This window comes from Zobellia uliginosa (genome assembly GCF_018860745.1).
In the GTDB taxonomy this organism is placed as follows: domain Bacteria; phylum Bacteroidota; class Bacteroidia; order Flavobacteriales; family Flavobacteriaceae; genus Zobellia; species Zobellia uliginosa_B.
This window is the reverse complement of sequence record NZ_JAHKPY010000002.1, coordinates 408,048-430,975: the sequence shown is the minus strand read 5'-3', so window position 1 is coordinate 430,975 and position 22,928 is coordinate 408,048. Positions and strand designations below refer to the sequence as shown.

At 40.4% G+C, this 22,928-nt stretch carries 9 protein-coding genes; 7 read left to right on the top strand and 2 right to left on the bottom strand.

Annotated elements, in window-relative coordinates; genetic code table 11:
* Nucleotides 1–5: 5 nt before the first annotated feature.
* Both KO521_RS02360 and KO521_RS02355 read right to left on the bottom strand, forming a co-directional pair.
* Nucleotides 6–938 (bottom strand): PorP/SprF family type IX secretion system membrane protein, encoded by a 933-nt coding sequence (locus tag KO521_RS02360; RefSeq protein ID WP_215938299.1) that lies wholly within the window; start codon nucleotides 936–938, stop codon nucleotides 6–8.
* 25 nt (nucleotides 939–963) lie between these two features.
* The gene (locus KO521_RS02355) at nucleotides 964–14,253 is read right to left on the bottom strand and encodes a gliding motility-associated C-terminal domain-containing protein (protein WP_215938298.1); all 13,290 of its coding nucleotides are present in this window, start codon (nucleotides 14,251–14,253) and stop codon (nucleotides 964–966) included.
* Between the two features lie 489 nt (nucleotides 14,254–14,742).
* On the opposite strand from KO521_RS02355, the gene thiD reads away from it, so the two are divergent.
* The 7 genes from thiD to KO521_RS02320 all read left to right on the top strand — a co-directional run bounded on the left by thiD (nucleotide 14,743) and on the right by KO521_RS02320 (nucleotide 22,928).
* Nucleotides 14,743–15,546, top strand: coding sequence for a bifunctional hydroxymethylpyrimidine kinase/phosphomethylpyrimidine kinase (gene thiD, locus KO521_RS02350; RefSeq protein ID WP_215938297.1), 804 nt, complete (start codon nucleotides 14,743–14,745; stop codon nucleotides 15,544–15,546).
* 44 nt (nucleotides 15,547–15,590) lie between these two features.
* Nucleotides 15,591–16,193, top strand: coding sequence for a short chain dehydrogenase (locus KO521_RS02345; RefSeq protein WP_215938296.1), 603 nt, complete (start codon nucleotides 15,591–15,593; stop codon nucleotides 16,191–16,193).
* A 163-nt stretch (nucleotides 16,194–16,356) separates the two neighbouring features.
* Nucleotides 16,357–17,106 (top strand): 3-keto-disaccharide hydrolase, encoded by a 750-nt coding sequence (locus KO521_RS02340; RefSeq protein WP_215938295.1) that lies wholly within the window; start codon nucleotides 16,357–16,359, stop codon nucleotides 17,104–17,106.
* A gap of 15 nt (nucleotides 17,107–17,121) precedes the next feature.
* The gene (locus tag KO521_RS02335; RefSeq protein WP_215938294.1) at nucleotides 17,122–18,633 is read left to right on the top strand and encodes an alpha-L-fucosidase; all 1,512 of its coding nucleotides are present in this window, start codon (nucleotides 17,122–17,124) and stop codon (nucleotides 18,631–18,633) included.
* A gap of 14 nt (nucleotides 18,634–18,647) precedes the next feature.
* Nucleotides 18,648–20,042: a sulfatase-like hydrolase/transferase gene (locus KO521_RS02330; protein ID WP_215938293.1), complete on the top strand. Its 1,395-nt coding sequence runs from the start codon at nucleotides 18,648–18,650 to the stop codon at nucleotides 20,040–20,042.
* 74 nt (nucleotides 20,043–20,116) lie between these two features.
* Nucleotides 20,117–21,763, top strand: a complete 1,647-nt coding sequence (locus KO521_RS02325; protein ID WP_215938292.1) for a sulfatase-like hydrolase/transferase — start codon at nucleotides 20,117–20,119, stop codon at nucleotides 21,761–21,763.
* Between the two features lie 46 nt (nucleotides 21,764–21,809).
* Complete coding sequence (locus KO521_RS02320; RefSeq protein WP_215938291.1) at nucleotides 21,810–22,928, top strand: aldose epimerase family protein; 1,119 nt, start codon at nucleotides 21,810–21,812, stop codon at nucleotides 22,926–22,928.

The window sequence follows — 22,928 nt, the reverse complement described above, 5'->3', positions numbered from 1 at the left end:
GTCTATTAGAAGAATCTTGGGGTAATTACGCGTTTGTACCTGTTCAGGAACTCGTACCTGAGGAAAATCTCGAAAGACCCGTCGTTGAACCTCGTCGCTCCCAGATCGGTGGTCTCCCTATCGTAGGCAAGGCCTACCATGAACTGGTCCGTTATCTGAAAACCGAAAAGTGCGCTCACCGCGGCGTCCCATCTGTAGGCCGCTCCCAATGAGAATTTGTCGTTCAAAAGGAAATTCGCGCTCAGGTCTATCTGCAAAGGTGCTCCCCTTACTGCCTTGACAAGACCCGCAGGCTTGAACTTCAACCTATCGTTCACATCGAAGACATACCCCGTGATGAAGTAGAAGTTCATACGCTCCTCGGCAAGGAACGAACTCGCGTTCGTGTTCGAATTGTCAAAATGCTCCGTCTGGAGGAAGTTGGGTACCGATAGCCCCGCATAGAAATGGTCCGTGTGGTAGTACACCCCCGCTCCGATGTTCGGCGAGAACTTGTTGTCTATGTTCGGCAGGTTGCTCTCCGCTCCGTAGTTCCTCAACTTCGTGAAATCCACGTTAAGCAAATGGCCTCCGGCCTTTAGCCCGAACGAAAGCTTACCTTCGTCAGAGGTCTTTACCGTGTACGAGAAGGCCGCATCAACGTAGGTGTCCTGGTTCGTGCCGTTACCGATTTCGTCATTGACGATGGAAAGGCCTAGACCTATCCTATTGGATACCGGCGTGTGGAAATTGAGCGTCTGCGTCGTAGGGGCGCCGTCTAGGCCCACCCACTGCGAACGGTGCAGCGCCGCTATACTGAACACCCCACGGGAACCCGCATACGCTGGATTCACCGATATCGTGTTGTACATGTACTGCGTATACTGAGCGTCCTGCTGGGCATATACCGAGACAAGGCCGGCAAACAGGGACAGAAATGTTATTATTACTTTTTTCATGGTTATTTGGTTTTTTGAGGGAAATTTATCTGTTGATGTATAAGTAGCCTGCCTTGTTTAGGTTATCTCCTTTGTTCTCATATTTGATCACATAGAAGTATACACCAACCGGTAGTTTCGAATCTGTTTGAATAGTAACTCTTCCGTTAGAAACTCCTCTAAAGGTGTTCGTAACATTATCGTAACCGTTCATTTCATAAACTATGATTCCCCATCGGTTATAAATCTGAACCGTGTTATTAGGGTAAGACTCAATATTATCTATTAAGAACTCATCGTTTGTACCGTCTCCATCTGGAGTAATGACTTCGTTGATAACAGAAATACCTGTCTCTACTAATTCTGGATCACAACCAGCTTCTAACGTAGGTACACCGTTCAAGGAATCACAAGGATTAAGAGGGTCCGTTCCGTCTTCAATTTCCTGTCCGTCTAGAATTGTATCTCCATCCGTATCCGCAACATCCGGATCGGTTCCTATAGCCTCTTCTTGAGAAGTGGTCAGACCATCTTCATCACAATCAGAAATTAAGTAATCTCCACCTTGTTCCAAGGTTATGCTACGCTCAATATAATCACAAGGATCTTCTGGATTGGTATCATCGTCGATCTCCTGACCATTGATTACACCATCTCCATCACAATCAGCAACTAAGTAATCACCTGAGAAAGCTAAAGTAACATTCTCAATTACGTAATCACATGGGTCATTCTTATCCGTCCCGTCTGCTTCTTCTTGCGTATCCAGTACACCATCGCCATCGCTATCACCTATTTCTCTAAAGTTTACTTCTGGTGTAGTATCATCGTCATCATTATCCGTACCATCGGCACCTGTATCCAAATCATTATTTACATCTAGACCTGGTGTATCGTCAAAGCCGTCATCCAATCCATCAGCATCAGAATCAACACCTGTAAAGGTACCTTGGCCCGCTTCATCAATATCTAGAACACCGTCATCTTCAGAATCAAGGTCTAAGTAATCTGGAGTTCCGTCTCCGTCGGTATCTTCTGGAACCAGTCCACCTGGGTAGTTGGTATCCAACCCTTGTTCATCAAAAGCATCGGCAGGAACAACATACGCTAAGGTAGGCTGTGCTTCTACGTTATCTGGAATACCATCGTCATCCGCATCAATATCCAAGTAGTTAGCTTCACCAGTTTCATCTGTATTCGGAGGAACCGTTCCTTCTGAACTATCAGCTTGACCATCTGTATTTGCGTCGGCAAAACCAGTATCATCGGCATCAATAACGCCATCTGCATTTGTATCAAGTGCACCGTTACCGGCTTCCACTACATCTGTAATACCATCATTATCCGAATCGATATCAAAGTGATTAGGAATTCCGTCACCGTCAAAATCGAACGCTGGTTCCGTTGTTCCGTTTACATCCCCAACTAATGGATCGTTAGGGTCATCATCTAAATGGTTAGGAACACCATCATTGTCATCATCTGCACTTGGGTCGATTCCGTTGGTCTCCACTAAATCAGCTATACCATCATTATCGTCATCAAGATCTATTGTATCAGGAATACCATCTTTATCATAGTCTAGGATATCTCTAAAATCTACCTGAGTTAAATCGGCATCATCTTCGTTATCCGTTGCGATGGCACCTGTATCCAAATCATTGTTTACATCTAGACCTGGTGTATCATCATAGGCATCGTTAAGACCATCTCCGTCAGCATCGGCCAATGGATCAGTCATTGTACCTTGACCTGCTTCTAAGGCATCTTCAACACCATCTGCATCTGAGTCGGTATCGATATAATCAGGAATACCATCCATATCCGTATCTGCTGGGTCTATACCACCCGGATAATTCGTATCCAATCCGGTTGCGTCAAAAGCATCTGCTGGTACGGTATACGCATCAGTAGGTTGTGCTTCTACATTATCTGGAATACCATCATCATCAGCATCTATATCCAAGAAGTTAGCTTCACCTGAACCATCTGTATTTGGAGGAACTGTTCCTTCCGAACTATCTGCTTGACCGTTTCCGGTTGTATCGGCAAATCCGTCATCATTACTATCAATAACACCGTCATTGTTCGTATCAAGATCTCCGTTACCAGCTTCCACTACATCTACGATACCATCATTATCAGCATCAATATCAAAGTGATTCGGAATTCCGTCACCGTCAAAATCGAACGCTGGTTCAGTTGTTCCGTTTACATCGCCAATTGATGGATCGTTTGGATCATCATCGGAATGGTTTGGAACACCATCGTTATCATCATCCGCACTTGGGTCGATTCCGTTAGCCTCATCTAAATCTGAGATACCATCATTATCATCATCAAGATCTACCGTATCTGGAATACCATCTTGGTCAGTATCTAGCATTGACCTAAAGTCAACTTCAGTAACATCTGCATCATCTTCGTTATCCGTAGCGATTGCTCCTGTAACTAAGTCGTTGTTTACAATAATACCAGGGGTATCATCAAAAGCATCGTTAAGACCATCTGCATCAGCATCGGCTAAAGGATCTACAAGAGTACCTTGACCAGCTTCCAACATATCTGAAATACCATCTGCATCTGAGTCTGTATCGATATAATCGGGAATACCATCCATATCCGTATCTTCTGGCTCAATTCCACCTGGATAATTGGTATCCAACCCTGTTAAGTCAAAAGCATCTGCTGGTACGGTATACGCATCAGTAGGTTGTGCTTCTACATTATCTGGAATACCATCATCATCTGCATCTATATCCAAGAAGTTAGCTTCACCTGAACCATCTGTATTTGGTGGAACTGTTCCTTCTGAACTATCTGCTTGACCGTTACCGGTCGCATCGGCAAATCCGTCATCATTACTATCAATAACACCGTCATTGTTTGTATCAAGATCTCCGTTACCAGCTTCCACTACATCTACGATACCATCATTATCGGCATCAATATCAAAGTGGTTAGGGATTCCGTCACCGTCAAAATCGAATGCTGGTTCCGTTGTTCCGTTTACATCACCAACCAATGGATCGTTTGGATCGTCATCGGAATGGTTTGGAACACCATCATTGTCATCATCCGCACTTGGATCGATTCCGTTGGCCTCATCTAAATCTGAGATACCATCGTTATCGTCATCCAAATCTACCGTATCTGGAATACCATCTTGGTCATGATCCAATACCGATCTGAAATCCACTTCAGTAATATCTGTATCATCTTCGTTATCCGTACCATCGGCACCCGTATCCAAATCATTGTTTACATCATTACCTGGTGTATCATCATAAGCATCGTTAAGTCCGTCTCCATCAGCATCTGCTAAAGGATCTGTTAACGTACCTTGACCAGCTTCCAGCATATCCGATATACCATCATCCTCAGAATCCAAGTCTAAATAATCCGGAGTTAAATCTCCGTCTGTATCTTCAGGAATTAAACCTGTTGGATAATTCGTATCTACGCCATTGAAATCAAAAGCATCTGCTGGTACAGTATACGCATCAGTAGGTTGTGCTTCTACATTATCTGGAATACCATCGTCATCAGCATCTATATCCAAGAAGTTAGGATTACCTGCCGTATCTGTATTTGGTATCGGTAGTGGATCTGCTGCTGTATCATCATCCAGACCATCATCATTAGCATCTGTAAAGCCATCAACACGACCGTCATTATCCGTATCGGTTCCTCCTGCTTCTACAATATCAAGAATACCATCATTATCAGAATCAAGATCGAATGGGTTTGGTATACCATCACCATCAAAATCGCATGATTGCGTCAAAGAAATACCATCTATACCAAAATCGTTTCCGACACCTCCACCAGTATTATTATCAATAGCGAAAGTCATACTAGTATCCGTTGCCGTGAAGATTAAAGAAACTTCTTTCCACTCTCCATCGTTAGGAATATCTCCCGAATCATACTCTGCTACAGTTCCTCCACCGTTAAGCACTAACATTTTAACGTTTGGTGCTATAGGCGTGTTACCTAAGAATACTTCCGTACCGTTATCTGCATATCCAGGGTTGAATAAGTTGATAATAGCCGTTTTAAACTCATAAGTTTCTCCTACCGTTAAACCTGTTATAGTTTGTTCGTAGAAACGACCTGCCGTACCATCTGCATTGAACAATGCAAAATATCCTAATTCTCCCGGAGCATCTGTGGTGTAGTCTTCTATATCTAACCAGAAGTTAGGAATAGGCTCACCTGCAACATACGAAAGACCCATTGAGTTCGTGACCAATGCATAGCTACCATCTGCAGGTCTTGGCTCACCATTAGTATATGTTGTCATAATACTGGCAGGCATTGGTTTGGTATACGTATTATAATTATCCGGATTACCAGCGCCATTTCCAGCACCGTTATAATAGGTATCGGCAGCAATATCCGCTACTCCAAAGTCACCATCAGGAATCAATGATACACTTCCCATACCGCTACACTCTTCTACATCTGGAATACCATCATTATCATCATCCAAATCAACAATATCCATAATACCATCTTGGTCGCGATCTAGTATAGATCTAAAATCAACCTCAGCAGTATCTAAATCATCTTCGTTATCCGTTGTAATCGCACCTGTGTCCAAATCATTGTTCACATCGTTACCCGGAGTATCATCAAAGGCATCGTTCAACCCATCTCCATCAGCATCAGCTAAAGGATTTGTAATTGCACCTTGACCAGCTTCCACTACATCTGTAGTACCATCACCGTCAGAATCTAAATCTATATAATCAGGAACTAAATCACCATCCGTATCTTCCGGTCTGAGACCATTAGGGTAATTTGTATCTACGCCATCTCTGCTGAAAGCATCTGCTGGTTCGATATACCCATCTGTTGGTTGTGCTTCTACATTATCTGGAATACCATCATCATCTGCATCAATATCCAAGAAATCTGCATTGCCCGTTGTATCTGTAGTTAAAGGAATAGTACCTTCTGAACTATCTGCTTGACCATCATTATTGGCATCTAGAAAACCAGCATCAACACTATCGATAACACCGTCATTATTCGTATCTAAAGCATCATTACCAGCTTCGTATACATCAAAGATTCCGTCATTATCCGCATCGATATCAAAATGGTTTGGAACACCGTCACCGTCAAAATCGAATGCCGGCTCTACAGTTCCGTTCACATCACCAACCAATGGGTCAGCTGGGTCATCATCTAAATAATTTACGATACCGTCATTATCATCATCGGTACTTGGGTCAACCCCGTTCGACTCATCTAAATCCGAGATACCATCATTGTCATCATCCAAATCAACGATATCCATAATGCCATCTTGGTCACGGTCTAATATAGATCTGAAATCAACCTCAGCAGTATCTAGATCATCTTCGTTATCCGTAGTGATTGCACCTGTATCTAAATCATTGTTTACATCTGTACCCGGTGTATCATCAAAGGCATCGTTCAATCCGTCATTATCAGCATCGGCTAAAGGATCAGTCATAGTTCCTTGTCCGGCTTCAATAATATCTGGCGTACCATCATCGTCAGAATCAGGATCCAAGTAATCAGGAATTAAATCACCGTCCGTATCTTCTGGTGTAATACCATTTGGATATTGGGTATCTAAACCTTCAGCGTCAAAAGCATCATCTGGCTCAACATAAGCAGCAGTTGTTTGTGCTTCTACATTATCTGGAATACCATCATCATCTGCATCTATATCAATATAGTTTGCACCACCTGTAGTATCTGTATTTAATGGGGCCGTACCTTCTGTAGCATCGGCTTGACCATTATCATTTGCATCTAAGAATACATCATCAGTACTGTCAATAGCACCATCATTATTGGTATCTAAAGCACCCGTACCATTTTCAACTACATCTAGAATACCATCATTATCGGCATCTATATCTAAGTGGTTAGGATTAGCATCACCATCAAAATTATCTATTGGTAAAGCTGTACCAGGACCATCTATAGCCGTAGGCGTTGTATTATCATCTGTATCTACGATATCTGAAAGTCCGTCACCATCTGTATCAGCAATAGTTCCTGTTCCGATAACACCATCGTTATCCGGGTCAGAACCACCTGCTTCCGTTACATCTGGAATACCATCATTATCAGAGTCTGTATCTATTCTATCATCAAATCCGTCACCATCGGTATCAGGACTTTCTAAAGGGGTACCTGGAGTAGTTGCATCTTCAGGATCAACACTATCTGCCAAGCCATCACGGTCTGTATCCGTAGCGAAAGTATCTATAACACCGTCATTGTCCGCATCTGGACCACCAGCTTCTGTTACATCCGGAATACCATCGTTATCAGAATCTAAATCTATTCTATCTTCGATACCGTCACCATCAGAATCTTCATCTGGTAAAGGAGTCGCTGCAATTTCATCTGCAAGTCCGTCATTATTCGTATCTGTCATAGACGTTGGGTCACCAGGGGTTGGGTAGTCTATATGACCGTCACCATCATCATCAGTGCCACCAGCTTCTATTGAATCTGGAATACCATCATTATCAGAATCTAAGTCAATACTATCTGGAATACCATCACCATCTGTATCTCCTGTTTCATCGGTATCTAAGATTCCGTCATTATCATCATCAAGATCAACCGTATCCATAATACCATCATTATCAGAATCTAATATGGATCTAAAATCAACCTCAGCAGGATCTAAATCATCTAAATTATCTGTTGCAATTGCACCAGTATCTAGATCATTGTTTGCATCATAAACAGTTGTAGTATCATCAAAAGCGTCATTTAAGCCATCTCCATCAGCATCTGCTAAAGGATCTGTTATTATTCCTTGACCTGCTTCCTCTACATCACTAACACCATCGGCATCAGAATCTGCATCCAAGTAATCTGGAATTAAATCACCATCTGTATCTTCTGGAGTTAATCCAACAGGGTAATTTGTATCTAATCCGTTAGCAGCTTCAGCATCTGCAGGCGGAATATACCCAGCAGTTGTTTGTGCTTCTACATTATCTGGAATTCCATCATCATCTGCATCTATATCTAAGTAATCTGGACCACCTGTGGTATCTGAGTTAGGAATTGGAAGCGGAGAAGCAGCTGTAGCATCATCCCAACCGTCTGTTGTAGCGGTATCATCAAAACCATCTACAATACCATCACCATTAACATCAAGACCACCAGCTTCTGTAGTATCTGTAATACCATCATTATCTGAATCTATGTCTAAGTGATTAGGCACGCTATCTCCGTCAAAATTATCAATTGGTAAAGGTGTACCTGGGCCATCGTCTAGCGTACCTGTGGTATTATCATTTGGATCGACGATATCTGAAAGTCCGTCACCGTCATCATCTGCAATTGTACCAGTACCGATTCTACCATCGTTATCCGGGTCAGAACCACCAGCTTCAAGAACATCAGGAATACCATCGTTCTCTGAATCTAGATCCAATCTATCATCTAAGCCATCGTTATCCGTATCTGGATTTGGAATTGGTGTTCCAGGACTAGCAGGACCAACCGGATCTACACTATCGGCAAGTCCGTCATTATCCGTATCGGTCATGAACGTGTCAATGATACCATCACCGTCACCATCCATACCACCAGCTTCGGTAGTATCTGTAATTCCGTCGTTATCAGAATCTAAATCCAATCGGTCTAAAATGCCGTCGTTATCAGAATCTTCATCTGGCAAAGGAGTCGTATCTACGCTATCGGCAACACCGTTACCATCAGCATCTACAAAACCATCTACTGCACCATCGCCATCAGCATCTTCGCCACCGGCTTCTAAAGTATCTGTAATACCATCGTTATCGGCATCTAAATCCAAGTAATCTGGATTACCGTCACCATCAGTATCAATTGGGTCGATACCATCTGTATCCGAACCAACTGCAGGTATACCTGTTAATGGATCGATAGCTCCTGGAGCAATAAAGCCACTTGTAGTTTGTGCTTCAACCGTATCTAAAATACCGTCATTGTCACTATCTAAATCATAAGCATTGATCAATCCGTCGCCATCAAAATCTCCACTATCATCCGTGGTGCCATCTCCATCCGTATCAAAAACATTTGAAGTCGAGTTTATTTGTACACAACCATTTTGTGGTGTACAAGGCGCACTACCTTCTGGTCCGTCCGTAGTATTATTGTCAACTACATCTGCAAGACCATCATTATCTATATCCGTAAGAATATCTATAACGCCATCGCCATCTGCATCCATATTACCAGAACCTGTCTCAACAATATCAGTAATACCGTCATTGTCAGAATCTAGGTCTAATTGATTTGGAACACCATCACCATCTGTATCAAAGTTGATACATACTCCGTTAGCATTTAATCCTCCACAAGTAGGGAAATCAGCATCATAATAATTTGGAGTACCATCACCGTCTAAATCATCATCTGGATCAGGTAAGCCCATTGTTGCACAATCCCATCCGTTAACCCCATCAAAGGTAGCGGCACAGAAATCCGGATCTTCATAGTCTAAAGTTCCGTCACCATCTGCATCACCATTATAAACTTCAATAACATCAGGAATACCATCATTATCATCATCTAAATCCAATGGCGCTCCTGAAGCTACAGAAACTGGTATTAGAATAGCCTCGCACTGACAGTTTGTACTAGAAGGTAAAAACTCTACTATAAAGTTCGTACCTGAACAAGCGGCACCAACAGTAGTGAATACAATTTCGTCTATAATTGTAGACGAATTAGGAATTGCATCAGCTATTGTACCTGTTGAGATAGCTGCACCATCAATTTCTCCATCTACATCTGCACAGTATACACTATAGGCATAACCAGCATCTGCATCTACAAGCGCAGTATTTTCGATATCTAGAGATAAGTGGTATTCATAATTATTACTGGTATCTACAGAAAAGAAACTATCGTTTGCCGTTCCAACCAAAATTGGTTTTTCCAAAGGCATTATCTCATAAGATGAACCTGTAGCTACTTGGAAATCTGCACAACTAGCTAAGGAACAAGTTACGCCAGAAACCTCTACATAGTTTACTATCTGAACTTCTGCCTCATCATCACAAATACCCTCGTTGGTAGTTATAAAATCAAAGTCAAAGGTTATAGTGGACCCAGCAGTAACACCGGCCGGATAGTTTAATATCAGCTCTTCGTGGTCTCCCACTGTTGCTATACTATTGAATGTGGCTCCGTCTGCACTGGCAAAAGAAGAAGGTACATATTCTATACCTGATCTTAAAGTTACCTTACCAAAATCAGAACCTCCTGTGGTACCCCCAGTAATTGTAGTAACTACATTAATATTATCCGTAACACCACAACCTTGAACAGGTGCACCAAAACCAGGTAGGTTTATAGTACTTAAAGCATTGTAAGGCGCTACAGCTCCAACGGCCTGTACTGGATTAGATACGACCCTAGACCCATTACCCGCGGCAATATTACCACACGGCTCTTCTCCGTAAACCTTAAAGGTAAATTCAGAATTGGATATAAAATCGCACTGCAATTGAATTTCAAGATTAACATGTGCTGTTCTTTCATCTATTGTATTAGTTGCAGGATTACCGGCAATACCATTTAGAGCAGCTATGTTAGTATGTTCCAATAAATTTACTTTAGCTAAACCATTTTCTATGGTTACGGTTACCGGCTGAGTATCACCCGAAATCGTAGAACCTTTAGGATAAGTAACATTAGTACTTACTATGGTAATACCACCATCTCCACCAGGAATAGCGAACTGTAATGAAGGATTTATCAGATCTCCCAATTGGGCACTAATAACATCAACTTCAATATTAAATGGTGTACATAAATCTTGTGGTGCACTAGGTTGATCAGTAATAGCTACCTGTACTTGAGATCCTTTAGGCTCTAATGTAATAGAAGTAGAATTCTGATAACAAGTGGCACCCACTCCTAGAAAATCCGAAGTATCTATACTTGCATCTGGATAGCCTGGGTAACCTGAACAATCCCATCCGTGTTCCACAAGTACGGTCAAATTTTCACACTCATCAAAATCTGCTTTGAAGCGCATAGATTTAGTAGTACCTGCAGCGACAGAACCGGCCTCGATCCATGTTTTATCTCCGGATTGATAAAAATTAACAGGTGTTTCTACACCACCGGATACACTGAATGCGCTTGTGATGTTTATACCTACTGGTGAAGTAACCTGTAACCAGTTATAATTAACATCTTCTGGGCTAGTGTTACTGATATTCGTATCAAAATCTACTGTATAGGCATCTCCGTTTATCGTTGGCAATGGTGATTGCACTATAAAAGTAGGTTGTGTATAACTAAACGTATTCCTATATGTAAAGCTTGACGGTACTGGCGTGGCATATGCAAAATCATCATAATTAACGGTAAAGTCATATTGCGCTGACGCAGGTGACTCACAAGTACCCATAAATTCTACATAAAATCTAGGTATAATTGAACCTCCTTGATCTCTATTTCTAAAATTAGGACCAGGAGTAATGATTATTTGATCACCACTTTCTGTAGCAATGAACTCGCCAGTAGTAGTTGAATAAGCCCCTTGAAACTGTATTGAAGTTACATTTCCTGTAAATCTAGCCCCTTCCGGAATATCTACTACTGTAGATGTCCAATTGGTAAGCGGTCTATATTCATCACCATGCATATCATCTGGAGCCATATTATGTCTAAAATATATCGTTCCGTTAGACGGTGTACAGCCATTAGTAGCATGAGCTAAATTAGACCCGTAAATTCTAGGCCTAGAATAATAGGCTCGATCTCCCCAAGTGTCGCACCCTACTCTATTGGGTGGTGTATTGGCAGGGTAATCCGTAAAGGCAAAGAATTCACCTCTCAAATTGGTTAATTCAAAGTAAGCTATATCTTGAAAATCTTTACTAAACTCAAAAGTCAATTCAACTTCAACAATATCTCTATTTGTAGCGTCTCCTTCAAATAAGTATGCTGCGCTAATTAAATCTTTTTCATCGCTCAAATCAAAACTTAACATATGCTCTGTAGAGCCATTGGTAGTTAAAACCGGTGCTGCGTTAATTACACCAGAATTTGAAGTGCCAGCACTATTATCATTAATAGTAATTTTAGTATCTACCAATGTAATGATATCCGAACCACCAGCAGCTAAACTAGCTGTATCATAAGTTAAATCAAAATAAAGGTTATCTAACGAAATACTATTTATAGAAGCAGTAGTGGTAATCTTCATTTGATCACCTGCTAAATATTTCTTGATACCATCTGTATTATCATCTAAAACAACTTTAGTGGTCATAGTATCATCTGTCCAACCTGCAGTAAGTCTTCTTGCTTTAAAACCTTCAATTGCAGGACCTACACAACCACCTGGGCAATGCGTGTATATATTTACCGTACCACAGTGAATATCTTGTGACCAACACTCACCGGCACCACTAGTTGCCGTATAGTTTGTCTTATAAGGAATAGCTTGATTACCATTTGGACCACAAGTAAATGTTAATGGAAAATCTACCCATTCTTTATTTGCTCCAGCTTTTAAGTCTGTTGTAGTATAGGTTACTTCATTACCACTTTGTGTAAAACCTGCTGGTAAAGGTGTTTGCAGCGCCATACCTGTTGGTACGGTAAGTGTTACGCTCCAAACCGATGAGGCATCATTGGAAAACATAGCCGTACCGTCTATGGTGGGCAAACTTGCTCCGCCTGCATAAAATGCAGGGGCAACGCTCACTATAAAATCTTCATTATTTACAATATCCGTTGGTGCTTCCACCTCCGTAACATCTGTATAATCCCTAATAATATTGAAATATCCAATATCGATACGTTCTGGAATACGATCGCTCTTACATTGATCTTTGAAATAGGTATCTATATAGGTATGCTCCCAACCCATATAATCAAATCTAGCTACACCACAATTGTCTCTTGGCGATACCTCAAAGTCAAAAGAAAACTCTGTAGCTTCTCCTGGTGGTAAATCATCATACCAACCATCGTTATCCAAATCATCAAAACCTCCAGCTCCATCTGGATCAGAAGCAAAAAAGTTTGGCGGAATAGATACGGTATTACCAGACCCTCTTGCAGTATATACTGTACTCGGTCTATCTTCTGGAGTAAAAGATATACCCGATGCAAACCTGAAATTGGAAACGCTTCTAGTATCAAAATAATCAAAATCCCAAAGTGGATTGTTAGAAGCAGTTCCAACTGGTGTAGCATTAGCACCGTTACCAATATTAACACCTAAGTCCAAAGCCATTGAACCTACAGCGGTGTTCGTATTTTCTATTCTAATCGTATAGGTAACTGCACCACATAAATCTGGTGTAGTCGTACCAACTTTTGATATAGCTATATCTGGTACATTGGCACCAAAATTTAAAGAACCCGTTTGTGGCTCGGCCGCTTGGCACGTTTCTCCAGCATTACAACCCCAATAGGTATTATGTACTATAGCGGTATCTAAACAGTCATCTACCCTAAAGGCTTCTTGAAAAACAATTACTTCGCCATTATCAAAGCAATTATCATTATTGCCAACAGTCCCTGCAAAAGGAGCTACGTTTAAATCTATATTATAAGTTAATACCTGACCCGTTGTGTTAACAGGAGTTAAAAGTGTACCATTATAAGATAGTGTGTAAATATCATCAACATCCTCTCCTAAATCTACATAATAGGTAAACGTTTCCGTACAACCATTACCACCCTGTGCCAAGGTAATATCCCTAGTATACGATTCGCCAACGTTTGCATCAACAGTTGGTATAGCAGATATATTTAAAGAAGCGGCCAATAACGGATAAGACGATACGGTTACTTCCGTATCTGAATCTGAGTTGGCTCCACCGGCATCTTGAAAATTAATAGTATGTGCATCTTTGAATAACCCACCAGAGTTAGAATGCGCCACCGCATCACAATTTGCACTACGTTCAAAAGTAAAGACTACTTCATCACCAACATCCCAATTTGCATCACTAGGCCGCAAAATGGTAAATATAGGGTCAGAAGGTGTACCACCCTCCCCTATTGAGTATTGATTTGAAGTAATTGGAGCACCAAATGAATCTGTTTGCGAAGTTATACTTGCAGTTCCTGAGACATATTCCACACCGGGCGGAAGGTCAAAAGTAATACTGAAGTCATGACAAGTAGCATTCTGACCTCTAATAAGGACTTCTTCAAGAGAATTGTTGACTCCTCCACAGGTAGCCAAATTTTGAGGTGTCAATAGAACCGTGTATCGGTTACTATCGATTTGTGCATTTGAATTGATAGCATAAAATAAAATAGCGATCAATGCAAGAACACTGGTTTTAATGGAAAAATTCATAGTGCGGTGGTTAGTGTTAAAAATGCAGGTTTACCTTAAAAGTAGGTAAAAGACTACATATAAATAGTTAATGTTATCAAATATATCGTTAGCAGGGAAAAAAAAACAGTATTTGTTGTGAGCTAAGTGATTATTGTATGTGAAAGCACCTTTTTTGTATATAAAATAACGGAAGAATTAAGCACTTTATCGATTATACCAATAAAATCAGTACTTTCAAGAGCATGTATTTTTAACGAATAAAGAGAAATAACTATAACGTTGTAGTAACTGGCTTTATAACACTAACTTTTAGTCCTTAAATCACAACATTATTTAACAGTACAAAAGTCCGTGAGCAAGTGTAAAAGTCAGGCTGGGCAATAAATGAAGTTTTTAATAAAATGTAAGAATTTTTAATGCGATAATAGCCATGTCTCCCCACCTCCTTTTAAAATAATTCTATACTTTTGATTCTCTTATATTCCCACAATTGTATTCTTTGTAGTTATGATTACAAGATATCCTAGTGTTCTTACCATTGCCGGAAGCGATTCTGGAGGTTGTGCCGGTATCCAGGCCGATATTAAAAGTATTAGTGCCAATGGCGCCTTTGCCGCATCTGTCATTACAGCTACTACTGCTCAAAACACGCAGGGTGTTTTTGATATTCACCCCATTCCTGTTACCCATATACGCAAACAATTAATTGCGGTTCTTGAGGATATTGACTTTGGCGCTATTAAAATAGGAATGCTCCACTCTGCAGATGTTATAGAATTGGTACAGAACACCCTTAGGGAATACCCTATTAAGAATATAGTTCTAGATCCTGTAATGGTTGCTACCTCTGGAGATAGACTTTTAAATAAGACTGCACTAGGGAATTTGAAACATTTTTTAAGCGATGCCTATCTTATTACGCCTAATATTCCTGAAGCTGAGATTTTAATCGATAGAAAAATAGATTCGCAGAAGCTTGATGAGGCCGCAAGAGAAATAGGGAATACATTCAAAACCTCTGTTTTATTAAAAGGAGGACATTTAGAAGATTCCGAGCGAATGAAGGATACGCTATTTTTATATGATACCCAGAAAAGCATTTCCATTCATAATAAAAAGATAGAAACAAAAAATACCCATGGTACTGGCTGCACTTTGTCCTCAGCCATTGCGGCTCAACTAAGTTTGGGGTGTTGCTTAGAAGAAGCTGTAACAAAAGCCTGCTCCTATTTAAATATGGCCATAGAACAAGGCAAAGACAAAATTTTGGGCAAAGGCAACGGTCCGGTTCAACATTTCCCTAAACTATAAAATTTTTCAATCTATTAAACACAACTACTTTAAACAAAAGGGCTATGAGAATCTTAATTATTGGCGGACACGGTACTATCGGGAAAAAAGTAAGCGCTCACTTTTCTGAAGATAATGAAGTACTTATTGCTGGTAGAACCAATGGAGATTTTATTGTGGATATAGTAGACAGCTCCTCTATATCTAAAATGTTTGAGCAGACCGGTAAACTAGATGCTATTATTTGTATTGCCGGTGAAGCTAAATGGGCCAATTTTAATGAGCTCACGGAAGCAGATTTCCATATTGGCTTGAACAATAAACTCATGGGGCAAGTAAATCTTGTTCGAATAGGTCAAAAGGCACTTAATCCAAAGGGCTCCATTACACTATCTACCGGTATTCTTGCAGATGACCCTGTAGCTATGACTACCAGTGCCGCAATGGTTAATGGTGGTATTCATAGTTTTGTAAAAGCTGTAGCTCTGGAGACAGAAAATGGTATCCGGGTTAATGTAGTTTCTTCTGGCATGGTAGAAGATGCGTATGAAAAATACAAAGATTATTTTCCGGGACATAACCCTATTCCCATGAAAAAAGTGGTAAACGGGTACGTACGAAGTGTGAACGGAAAAGGCAACGGAGAAGTTATTCGCATTTACGACTAAAACACTTTGTTTTTAGGTAATCCTTCCTATTTGGGCAATAACACTAAGTTTATTTGTCTAAATCTATTCATATAAAACATTTGTGGTAGTTTAAAGAATGTCTGTTGTGTTGGTATAAGTTTAAAATTTAGAATTTACCTCCTCAATTAGAACAACAGACCAAATGAAAATGAGAACTACTCCAATTGTAACCTTACTATTATATTTTGGAGCGTTTTTTCTTTTTTCTTCTCAAAAATCCGCTGCAAAAAAAACTTCTCCAAAATGGGAAAATCCTTTTCCTAAAGGAGAATTAGATAAGACCTATACTTTTACCCCCAACAACCTTCCTGAAGGGCAAAAGTTATTTGAAATTAAATCGAATAAAATTGAGGTCCTATATGCCTGGAAAGGGAAGAAAGCACCTTTTGGTATGATTACAACTACCAAAGCGTACAGTCATTTTAATCTAGAACTGGAATACAAATGGGGAAAACGAAAATTCGCTCCCAGAAATGAGGCCAAGCGTGATGCCGGAATTGTTTTTCATGTGCAGGGTAAAAAGGTAATCTGGCCCACTTGTTTGGAATGCCAAATTCAAGAAGGCGATACGGGGGACTTATGGGTCATAAAAGGTCCAAAGGTTACTTGGTTTCAGAAAGACGGCTCTACAGAATTATTGGATTCCAGTGGTGAAAAAGACTATATAGAAGGAGACAAATATGCTAATCATGAAGTTGATGGCTGGAACAAAGTTCGCGTAGAAGTAAGAGGCTCAAAAAGTGCCAAGTTCTTTGAAAACGGCCAACTGGTAAACGAACTGAAAGACTTCCTAAATGCAGATGGTACTCCATTAGAAAAAGGAAACATTGCACTACAAGCAGAAGGCTCTGAAATCACCTACAGGAACATCAAAATACAAGAATTAAAATAAGCACACTCTATATAAATGAAAAACAAGATTACCCTTCTTTTAGTATTAGGCCTTATGGCTGTAACCTCCGCTCAAGAAAAATTTGAGCCAGAATGGGAAAACCTCAAACAACATAATGCAACCCCTGAATGGTTTGCAGATGCCAAGTTAGGCGTATATTTCCACTGGGGCGTATACAATGTTCCTGCTAATGGAAATGAATGGTACGGGCGTTTTATGTATGAAAGTGACCGACAAAAAAGTTGGGGCAAAGATGTCTATGACTACCATACCAAAACTTACGGAAGAGATGTAGATTATCACGATTTTATCCCGCAATGGAAAGCTGAAAAATTTTCTGCGGAGCGTTGGGTTGATATGTTCGAGAACATGGGTGCTAAATTCATTGGAACCATTGCTGAACACCATGACGGATTTTCGCTTTGGGAAAGTGACGTAAATCCGTGGAACTCCTTTGATAAAGGCCCTAAAATTGATGTAGTAAAACAAATTGGTGACGAAGTAAAAAAGCGCAATTTGAAATTCATGACCACTTTTCACCATGGTTTTCACATGCATTTTTATCCAAAAAAAGAGAACAGTTTTCTTCGTCCGGTAAGCACGCATTCGGTTACTTATGAAAACCCTGAAGTCCCCCAGGAAGAAGAGTACCGCATTCTCTACGGAAATACTACATATAAAGAAGAATGCGACATATGGCTAGGAAAATTGAATGAAGTAATAAACTCTTATGCTCCGGATTATATTTGGATGGATTTTGCCCAAGGGTATATTCAAGAGGATTACCGCAAACAATTTCTGGCCAACTATTTCAACAAAGCAAAAGAGCAGAATAAAGAAGTGGTGGTTAACACCAAAGGGTCATTTTTTCCAACGGATTTAGCTGTTGTAAATTTAGAAAGAGCTACGGTTATAGATATCGCCCCAGAAGTCTGGGTAACCGATTTTCAGTTGGGTAGTTCTTGGGGTTATAACAAAGATAAACGTACTGCTTTAGACCCTAAAAAAGCCATTCGGATTTTGGCCGAAGTAGTGAGTAAAAACGGCGTAATGATTTTAGCTGCAGCTCCCATGGCAGAAGGTATTATTCCAGAAGAACAAGCTATAGCTATGGAAGGGATCGGCGCTTGGTTAAAATTATATGGCGAAGCAATTTATAATACACGTCCTTTTGTAGCATATGGTCAAGGACCAACGGAAATGAAGCGTAACCCAGAGGATGAATGGAATGCTTACGGCGCTATAAAAGCAGGCTTATACGACTTGAATTCAAAAGATATTCGGTATACCAAAAACAACAAAACGGTGTACGCTATACAATTAGGTTGGCCAGGCGAAAACAAACAAACGGTACTAACAGCTTTTGCCAACAAAGCCAAGGATATGAACGTTAAATCTGTTTCTGTTTTAGGAAGTAGACAAAAAATAAAATGGGAGAAAACAGAAGAAGGTCTTACGGTTACTTCTCCAAGAAAAATGCCTGCTGAAGCTGAAGCCGCTCTGGTTTACAAAATCACTTTAAAATAATTAGAACTTATATAATGAAGAACACTAAACTTTTATTCACTCTTGCCTTAGGTTTACTAACAGCGCTACCCAGTGTAGCACAAGAAAAAAAGCCAAATATTATCGTTGTCCTAACGGATGACCAAGGTTGGGCAGATGTTGGCTTTAACGGAGCAACGGATATTCCCACCCCAAATTTGGACAAATTAGCCTCCCAAGGGGTGATTTTCGATAACGGGTATGTTTCACATCCGTACTGCAGTCCTTCACGTGCGGGACTTTTAACCGGTCGTTACCAGGCTCGTTTTGGTCACGATTGTAATATGCCATACAAGGCGGAAAATGATGATACGGTTGGCACTCCACTTTCTGAAAAAATGATTCCTGAAGCCTTAAAAGAACGGGGATATCGCACGAGCGCTATTGGAAAATGGCACTTGGGCGATCATTCTAGCCTTCACCCTACTCAACAAGGTTTTGACCATTGGTTCGGTTTTGCCGGTGGTGGAATGAACTATTGGGGCGTACCCGATGGTCCTATTAAAACCATTGTTAGAAATGGTAAACCGGTTCCTCAAAATGAATTACGGTATTTAACCGATGATTTCACAAATGAGGCCATCGATTTTATTACCAAGAAAGATGATAAACCATTTTTCATGTACTTGGCATACAACGCACCACACGCTCCTGACCATGCTACCCAACAATATTTAGAAAATACAAAACATATTGAATATGGTGGGCGCAGTATCTATGCCGCCATGGTAAATGCTGTTGATGCAAACGTTGGGAGAATAGACTCTACACTAGTTGCAAATGGTATGAAAGAAAACACAATTTTAGTATTTTTAAGCGATAACGGAGGACGTACGGAACATGCTGACAACCGACCGTACAGAGGGCACAAAGGCATGTTGTTTGAAGGTGGAATAAAAGTTCCTTTTTTCATCACTTGGCCAGAGAAATTAAAAGCGGGTCAACATTATGAGAAACCTATTAGCTCATTGGACCTTTTCCCAACTTTTCTAGAAGCCGCTGGCGGTGATGTTACGAAAGAAACACAATTAGACGGCACCACTCTCCTACCCTATATTTTAGATGGAAAAACAGAAACACCACATGAAAAATTGTTCTGGCGTTCCGTTGGCGGATTTGAATATGCCGTTAGAATAGGTGATTACAAACTTTATAAGAGTTCATACAAGAACAAAACGTTGCTTTTCAATCTAAAAAGCGACCCTTGGGAACGAACAGATATAGCAGATAAGCATCCTGAAAAAATTGCTGAACTAGAAAAAGCATACACGGCTTGGGATGCTAAAAACCTAGTTCCTGGTTGGTTAGACCCGCACCGTGAAAATGTTCTTAAAGAAGAAAAAGCTTTACAGGGCATGCGCAAAAAAGCCCAAGGTCCAACAGGAAAATAAAAAGATATTTATAATTTAGGAAATATAATATGAAACAGGACTTTCAATTAAAATTGGTGAAAAATTTGGTCATTATGCTCTGCATTTACGCCGCAGCAACCGTATCCGGTTGGGCACAAGAGCAGCCAAATTTCATCTTTATATTAACGGATGACCAGCAGTACGGCCTCATGGGCTGTACGGGCAATACCATTGTAAAAACGCCAAACCTGGATAAATTGGCTAGTGATGGGGTTTTGTTCACCAATGCCCATATAACTACCGCTATTTGCACACCAAGTAGAGCTAGTATTTTAACGAGTCAGTTTGAGAGAAAACACGGTATAAACTTTAATTCCGGCACCAGTATGTCCAATGAAGGTTGGAACAACACCTATCCTATGGTTATGCGTGAAAATGGGTATTACACCGGTTGGGTAGGGAAAAACCATGTTCCTGTTGGAGAGGGTGGTTATGATAGCGGACTCATGGAAAAGAGCTTTGATTACTGGTACGCAGGCCATGGTCATCTGGGCTTCTATCCAAAAGACCGTCACAGTATTTTTAAAGATGCTAAAAACGACACCCAAGTAGAAGTGGTTGGTGAAGGAATTCAAGATTTTTTATCCAATGAGCAGAAATTAGGTGGGGCCATAAAATTCATAGACAATAGACCTACGGATAAGCCTTTTATGCTTTCCGTGTGTTTTAACCTTCCTCACGGAGCGGGAACAGGTTCTATGCAAATGCGTGATTCTGACGATGAGATTTACAAAACGCTTTATCGCGACCAGAATATTCCGTTACCAGAAAATTATATCGCAAGAAAAGATATAAAAACACCAAAATTACCTGCCGATATACATCACGCGGAAGACCGACAGGTGGGTTATGATTATGTAGATACCCCAGAAGGTTTTAGAGAGCGTTACATAAGGCAAATGGAAGCTATGACAGGAATAGACCGTCTTCTAGGAGAGCTTAGACAAACTTTGAAGGACCAAAAATTAGATAAAAATACGGTTATTGTTTTTACTTCTGACCACGGACTTTTCATGGGCCAGTTCGGTCTTGGTGGAAAGGCTTTGTGTTACGAAGAAACTACGCATGTACCTATGATAATCTTTGATCCAAACACAAAGAAATCAAAAAGGGGGAAAACTTCTGATGCTTTGGTACAAAGTATAGATATTGCACCCACCATGATGACTATGGCAGGCGTGGCTATTCCAGATACGTACCAAGGTAAAAACCTAACGCACCTTTTAGCCGGAGAGGAAGAAGAAGTTCGCCCTTTTCTATATACCGAGAATTTATGGTCTACCCAGTTTGGTAATCCTAGATGCGAGTCTGTTCAAGACCACGAATGGAAATACATTCGGTATTATAAGAACGAGAATTTTTCGGCCTTAAAAAAGATAGCGACAGCTAAAGCCATGGGTATAAATACCAGTGCAATGCTTTATAAGGTTCACGATCCGGACATTGCCGTATATCGTGATTATGCAGACGGACCTTTAAACGGTGAACCAGCGGTTTATGAAGAATTGTTCAACCTGAAAAAAGACCCAAAAGAAACCACTAATTTAGCTTCTGATGCTTCTAACAAGAGTAAATTAGAAGAGTTGAGAAAAGTCTGGAAAACAGAAATCACCAATGCTAGAGGTACCGGATTTCCTAAAGTTCTTAGGTATACTTCGGATAGCGAAGGAGAGCGCGGTGTTATAATAGAACCGAAATAATAACTCATTATAACAAATTACCATCAGTTTAAAAAATCATAAAATCATGAAAGGGATTAAAGGAATAGAAGGTTCTTTTTTACTGATTTGTTTTTGTGCATTTGCACAAATAAATGCTCAAAAGCATGCAGGTGTAACCAGTAAAGACTGGGGGACCGCAAATGATGAAAACGTAATTTTATACACTTTGGTAAATGCGAATGGCATGGTAGTAAAACTCACCAATTTTGGAGGTACTATTACCTCTATTATGGTACCTGACAAAAATGGTGTATTTGAGGATGTAGTGCTCGGTTTTGACACTTTAGAACAGTACACTGCGGAGCACCCTTGCTTTGGAGCCACCATAGGAAGGGTTGCTAACCGTATTAGAAACGGTAAATTTACGATTGATGGAACTACCTACGAACTCTCAAAAAATAGCGATGTACACTGTCTACACGGTGGTAACGAATTTGACCGTGTGGTCTGGGATTCAAAAATTGTAGCTAACAAACTGGGGCCTTCTATTAGATTGCAACATATCTCAGCAGATAATACCATGGGATATCCTGGTAATTTAGAGAGTTACGTCACGTATACTCTGACTGATGACAATGCTATTCAAGTGCATTATGAAGCTACAACGGATAAAGCTACGCATGTGAATATGACCCAGCACAGCTATTTTAACCTTAATGGCATGAAAGACAAAATCTACGACCATATCCTAAAAATAGATGCTGACAAATACACTGAAATCGACGAAGAAATTATTCCTACAGGGAAATTAAGCACTGTAAAAGGCACAGATTGGGATTTAACCACCCCCACTCCAATAGGCAATAACATTCACAAGCTGAACTTTAACGGGTATCATTACAATTACATTTTTAATAAACCGGTTGGGGAATTAAAAGAAGTAATAGAGGTAGTAGAACCTAAATCAGGTCGTACACTGACTATTTCAACTACGCAACCAGGGGTTCAATTTTATTCCGGCAATGCCATAGGAGATGCCTTAACAGGGAAAAACAATATAAAATATGCCAACCATATGGCATTTTGTTTGGAAACTCAACATTTCCCGGATACGCCCAATCATGAGAACTTCCCTTCTACGCTATTGCTTCCTGGTGAAAAGTACGATGAAACTACTATTTTTCATTTTGGGGTAACTGAATGA